Origin of the sequence: Gordonia desulfuricans NBRC 100010 (genome assembly GCF_001485495.1) — a bacterium.
GTDB classification, from domain to species: domain Bacteria; phylum Actinomycetota; class Actinomycetes; order Mycobacteriales; family Mycobacteriaceae; genus Gordonia; species Gordonia desulfuricans.
On sequence record NZ_BCNF01000044.1, the window covers coordinates 51,089 to 57,640 of the forward strand.

The 6,552-nt window shown below is 70.3% G+C and carries 2 protein-coding genes; both read right to left on the reverse strand.

Annotated features, from left to right (window positions below; all coding sequences use genetic code 11):
• Position 1: 1 nt before the first annotated feature.
• The gene (locus GD1_RS07755) at positions 2-2,707 is read right to left on the reverse strand and encodes a hypothetical protein (protein ID WP_059036589.1); all 2,706 of its coding nucleotides are present in this window, start codon (positions 2,705-2,707) and stop codon (positions 2-4) included.
• The gene (locus GD1_RS07760) at positions 2,707-6,327 is read right to left on the reverse strand and encodes a tubulin-like doman-containing protein (RefSeq protein ID WP_059036586.1); all 3,621 of its coding nucleotides are present in this window, start codon (positions 6,325-6,327) and stop codon (positions 2,707-2,709) included. The genes GD1_RS07755 and GD1_RS07760 overlap by 1 nt, the downstream gene beginning before the upstream one ends.
• Between the last annotated feature and the right edge of the window lie 225 nt (positions 6,328-6,552).

Genomic DNA, 6,552 nt, shown 5'->3' on the forward strand with positions numbered 1-6,552 from the left:
GTCAGAACTCGAATCCTCGGCCGGGTTCGGGTGCCCGGAACTCGTCCGGTCGGGTCGCCGGACCAGGGGCCCCGGTGGGGTCCTGGCCGTTCCGGGAGACACCGAACCCGGATTCGATCGGCTGTGGCGCCGCCCAGTCGGTGTCGGCCCGCGGGGTCTGGTCGCCCACGGTCACCAGATGGTCTGCGGTGAAAGCGTCGCTGAGCTGGGTTGCAGCGCAGATGATCCCGAGTCCCCACCGCTGGGCGCGCCGGTAGTCGATGTCGACCTTGGCGACGGCGTCCATGATCGCACCGTCGGTGAGGAGGTCGGTCGAGAACGACCCGCTCGGTTCGGTCGGCCGATCGATCCCGCCGAGGAACTCGTCGATGGTGGTCTCGACCCGATCGATCGGTTGCACCGAGGCGAGCAGCCGCGGGACGAGGGTGCCCATCGGGCCGGCGAGCAGGTCGAGCGCATGCTGCCACACGACGTCGGCTCCCGAGGACGTGACGGCGCCGGTGTGGACCGCCGTCGAGAACCGGTCGAGCTGTGAGCCCGAGCGCCGGCCACGTTCGGACCACAGCGGCGACGCACCGACACCGAGGTCACGTGCCCCGGGCTGCGGTGGTGCGGCCCGCGTGATGAGGTCCTCCCACGAGCGGGTGAGCCACCCCGGCCGGAACAGATCCCGCCGAAGATGTCCTGCGATGGTGGCGATCTCGGCCTCGGCAGGCCGTGCGACACCCACCGAGGTGGACATCGGCATTCCACGCGAGATGTGCAGGACCTGCTCCGGGCGATGCAGGTCGGGTCCGAGCGGTGCCGCGAGGAAGCCGCCGATGACGCGGCTCCAGGCCAGGAACTGTCCGTAGGCCTGCGACAGACGACGCAGATCGTTGAGCGCCGCCCGCAGGTTCTGCAGATCGATCTCGTGCTCGGCGATGACGGATTTCCGTTGGTGCAGTAGGGCGAACAGTCGTCGTTGGGTACTGATGAACGCGCAGCCGAGCGCCACCACGAGCACGATCAGCGTGCCGACGATCACCGTCGGTGCCACCCACCAGTCCACGATCTCCGCGATCGCCAGATAGGTGAAGACGCCGGTCAGGATCAGCCACAGCACCACCGCCACCTGCACCCAGCGGGCCAGTCCGAGATTGCGTGATCCCGGGTCCGGCGGGGTCTGCGCGTTCATGAGTTTGGCGAACAGCCCCTGGACCTCGGACCAGCAGCCGGCGAACGACTTCGCGAGCTGGTCGCCGACGGCGGCACCGAAACTGCCGGAGTGCCGGCGCTGCCAGTCGTTCAACGCCGACAAGGTGGAACCGGCGGCGAGGCCGTTGTGCGGATCGCGCTGGAGATCGCCCAGGCGGCGGCGCAGATCCTCGACGCCCAGGGCGTCCACGGCGTCGACCCCGTCGATCTCGGTCGCGGCACCGATCACACCCGGGATCGCGGTGAACCGTTCGCCCGGGCCGGGGACCACACCGGCGGCCTCGTGCACGATCCCGACCGCGGCCCCCACCGGGACCGGGGGCAGATCCGACGTGCGGTTGCCCGCATCGGCGAGGGTCATCGACGCCCGGGCGTAGTCCTGCCACAACCCCGACAGGTCGGTACCCGCGTCATGCACGGGGCCGGTGCCGGTGATCAGGCCGCCCAGGTGATCGGAGGCCTCGCCGATGTCGGCCCATCCGGCGTGCTGGCCGTTGGCCCGGCGGCCGTGGGCGACCACCTCGTAGGCCGCGGGGGCGTCGGTGAAGACGGCCTGCTGGACGCCGATGGCGACGCTGCGGGCCAACCCGCCGGCGACCTTGTGGTACCAGGCCGCCGGGGCGTTCTTGATCGACGCCCAGAGGAAGCCGAGGAACATCTTGATGGCCGCCCAGGCCCCGATGGTCTCGACCGTCTGGGTGGGGTAGGACAGGCGCGTGCCACGCAGGACGGCGCTGTGCTTGGTCCACAGCGTCGAGGCCATCGTCCGGCCCGCCAGCCCGGCATCCTGCAGGTACACGACCTGCATGCGCTGATCGCTGGGCAGCGGCAGACGCCCGTCCTGCGCCAGGATCTCCGCGCGCAGGGACGACTCGACGTCGGCGGTCTCGAGTTTCCGGTAGAACGACCGGGCCAGCCGGATCACCTTGCCGGGCAACACCGGCGCGTCGTCGAGCGGGGCGTGCTCGATCCCGCTCCACAGTCCGGTCAGTCCCGCGATCACCGGACCGGCGAAGCGGCCGTGATCGATGGACGTGGGCTCGGTGGGGGTGGGGATGCGGCCGAACTCGGGGCCGCGTGAATCCTCCGGCGATACGACGACGTTGTGCCAGCCCTCGACCGACAGTGCCGTGGACGGTCCGTCGATCCCGGCGGGGCCGGTGAGCGCCACCCGGATTCGGACCACCTGTGCGGCCCCGGTGGCCGAGTGGAGCGCTCGGGTCACACCGAGTTCGGCGCCCACCGGAAGCCGGTGGGTGCCCTCGGCGATCGGCACGACCGAACAGATCCGCAGCAGCGTGATCCGCCGTGTGGTGACCAGTTCGGTCAGTGCGAGGTCGTGGGCGATCCCGCGCTCGACGACGACGAGTGACTGCACCGGCGTGGCGGTGTCGGGGTCGGTGACCCAGGCGAACTGGTCCACGAGACCGGCCGCCGACAGGTCGGTGAGTGCGGCCAGCACGCCGTCGGCGGGGCCGCTGGGGGCGAGGAACACCGTCAGTGCGGTCATCAGAAGATGCTCCCGCCGGATGCCGAACCGAAGTCCATCGACGGTGCCGACCAATCGTTCTCACGTCCCTGTACGGGTACCGGGCTCGGTGTGTCCGGGGCGATCGGCCGTTCGGCGTCGGCCACCGCCGCCGGGATCAGCGCCAGCAGTTCGCTGGTGACCCAGTACACGTCGGGGGCGAGGTCGCGGAAGATCGGGGTCTTCGACGCCTGCTCGCGCACCGAGATCACCGAGAAGACACCACCGCCCGGGGCCGGTGGGTGACCGTCGGTGCCGCCGTCGCCGGGGCGCATGAAGTGTGCACCCACAAAGGTGCGGTACTCGGTCAGGTATGCGGTGAGTCGTTCTGCGCGCGTGGCGATGTCGGAGCCCGGCCCGGTGTCGGCGATCACCGAGGCGATACCGGTGCCGAGATCGCCGGAGCGCAACCAGCCGGCGATGTTGCGGCGGGCGGCGAGCTGGTCCCGATCCATTCCGGAGGTGGTGTTCTGTGCGGCCGCGTCGTAGACCCGGCGCAGCGCCCGGTACGGATGCATCGAACTCATCGCCGGCGGCTGGTGCGAGTTGGCGATGGCCAGCAGCACGGATTCGAGAATCGCCGGGAGCCAGTCGTATTCGGCGAGGAACTCCGACGGCGGGGTGAGCAGCTGGGCGGGGAACGGCAACCACCGTTTGTTCTCCCCGTCCCAGACCTGCGCGGCCTGCGTGAACGGCGCCTCGGGAACCGAGACCAGGCCGAGGGCGCGGCCGAGGATCCATCCGCCGACCATCGCCCGGCGTTCGTCGACGTGCATCGGCAGGCTGGCCGCGAGCGGGCGGGCCCGACGATGGGTCCAGAACGCCTTGCGTTCGGCCGCCGACGATTCCAGCCACTGGCGGGACGCCGCCTCGACCACGGCGTCGTAGGCCAGCGGCGAGTAGTTCGGGTACGAGCCGAAGATGTCGATGCGCTTGATGTTGGCCTCGTCGGTGAGCGCGCCCTCGAGTGCGCGGACGCTGTTCTTGTCGACGCGCATCTGCTGCCCGAGGGTGGTCGACAGTTCGTCGGCGACGGTCAGGCTGTGGAAGGGCACCGCGGAGAACTTGTAGCGGTACATCATCTCGGAGACGCCGTGGATGGCCTGCATGGCGTTCTCGTTCACGCTGGCCAGCGGCCGGGCCAGGCTCACCGCCTCGCCGAATCGGAGCAGGAGGTCGCGTCGGCGGGCGGCCAGCTCGGACTCGGCCACCTGGGCGTCGCTGCTGGTCCGGCCGGTCACGTACTCGCGCAACGAGACCGAGCAGAAGCGGTGGAAGGCCTCGCCCGGGCGGGCCACGAATTCCCGTGCGCGCGAGAGAAGTTCGCCTGGCCGGATGTGGATGTCGAAGGTGGCGGGGGAGGCGATGAGGGTCTCGCCGCTCTCCGGGTGACGCGGGAAGGCCCGCGAGACCCATGCGGAGGTGCGCTCCACCGTCGGCTGGACGTCACCGGGTGCGCGGGTGCCGCCGACCGTGGTCCAGTGGCCGGTGATCACCTGGTGGGCGGCGCGGCCCACCGCCATGCGGAAGGTGTGCGGATCAGAGGTCTGGGCGCCGATCGAGCTGGGGAGGTCGATCTCGTAGCGCTGCTTGAACTCTCCCGACCGGGTCAGCATCACCTCGTTGTCGGCCTCGGAGAAGCGTTCGGCGACGCGCTCGTCGTTGTCCGACGGCCAGGCCGCGTACTCGGTGGTCTGCAGGTGGGCGAGGCCGGTCTCCCGGCGGGGTGCCGCCGCGGCCTGACGCAGCAGCGTCTGCGACTCGTTGAGGCCGGTGATCAGCGGGTCGAGGATCTCCCCGACGATCGCACTCGCGGCGTCGGCGACCCGGGTCGCCAGGGAGGCGTAGATCTCCTGCTGCACCGGACCGCGCAGACCGTCGAGGACCTGCTCACTCACCCCGGCCGGGTTGGTCAACGTGCCCTTGAGTGATGCGAGGGTCCGCGCGACCTCGGGTGACACCTCGACGACGTCGCCCGGCGCATACCCCGACAGCTGCTGGGATTCGGGCAGGATCACATCCGACATGAGGCGCGAGACCCGTTTCACCAGGCCGGTCGCATAGGGGAGGCCCAGCATGGCGATCGCCTCGGTGGTGACGAAGGTGAGTGCGTTGGCGAAGTTCTGATGCCAGGTGTAGGCCACCGAGTAGGCGGTGGTGGCGGCGGCTCCCTTGACGGTGTCGCGTTGCTCGCCGAGCACCCGGTAGACCGAGGCCGCCCACTGTTCGCCGTTGACGCCGGGGTTCTGGTCGATGCGCGGGCGGACCGCGGCGTTGACGATCTGCATCCCGTGCGTGCTCACCTGCTCGTGCGACAGTACGGCCGGCGACGCCAGCCACTGGCCGACGAGGTTGCCGCCGGCACCCTCGGGCAGACCGAGCTGCCGGCAGATGTTGCCCCACTGGTTGTCCAGGATCGCGTTGACCTGTTCCTCGTCGGAGGCGCTGTTGCCGGGCTGGAGGTGGCCGTGCAGGAGCTTGTCGGCGCTGGAGCGGGCCAGTCGCTGGGCGGCGTACTCGGCGTAGCGGTCGCGTCCCATCGACAGGCTGGCGTAACCGAAAGTGCCCCAAGGGATGTTGTTCCACTGCCGGTTGCCCCATCCGAGGAACTCCAGCGAACCCTGGTCGCCGACACCGTTGGTGAGGTCCCACTCGACGAACTGCTGCAGTGCCGGACCCGACATGGTCAGGCCGGCCAGACCGCGCCCGAGCCCGCGGTACACGGCGTTGGGTGTGCCGTCGCCGAAGACGGTGCGCTGGGCGCCGACGTATCGGCCCACCGGGAAGACCCGGGCGAACGGGATCCGTTCGCCCTCACCGCGTTCGTAGCCGAGGGCCCGCAACAGTGCGACGTCGGATTCGCGGGCCGAACCGGTCTGTGCGGCGACGATTTCGCCGAGCATGGCCAGCGCGTTGGCGCGGGTACCGGTGACCGCGGAAGAGGGCAACGTCTCGAAGATGTCGGGGGTCACCATGAACACGGCCATCAGGCGCGGGTCGACTCCCTGGACCAGGGTGAGGATGCGGCAGACGTCGAGTGCCATCGACGCACCGGCGCCACCGGCCATCGAGGAGACGACCAGCACGATCGGCTGGTCGTCGGGACTGTAGGTCCCGGCGCCGGGGATCGACAGCGACCGCATCTCGGTGTCGGTGGAGTTGAGGTACAGGCGATCCCAGGCCTGCTGCAGGGCGTCGCGGACCTGCCCCACCCGGCTGAGGGTGATCATGCGACCCAGCGACCGGTACTGGCCGGCTCCGGTGGACAGCGGGGTGTACACCGAGTCCGGGTCGCGCGGGGCCCAGGTGGCGATCCCGTCGACCGCCTGGTTGGTGGCCAGGCGCTGGGTCATCGCGTTGTCGAGGACCTTGTAGCTGTCGCTCTCCGGGCCGGTGCCGACGTAGACGCCACCCTGGTCGCGGACGTTGCCGACACCTTCGACCCGGGACGGCGAGGTGGGTACGTCGAGATGGACGAACTGCCATCCGGCGGGCAACCGATGGATGCCGTGGCCGGCCAGGTCGGAGCGCAGCTGGTCCATCATGTAGGCCAGTGCGGCACCGCCGGATCCGCCGCAGCCGACGATCAACAGTCGTTTCATAACGTGGTGTCCTTACCTCGACGCGGGGTCGTCTCAGGGGATGGAGGTCTCAGGGCTGGAAGGGGTTTCCGCCACGAGGCGGTGCCGCCGGCGGCGGAGACGGCGGCTGCCCGCCGGCACCCGGTCCGAACGGGTTGCCGCCCGCCGGTGGCGCACCGCCCGGTGCCCGCGATCCGAAGGGGCCGTTCGGGACCGGTCCACCGCCGGGGGCGGAGTTCGCGGGGC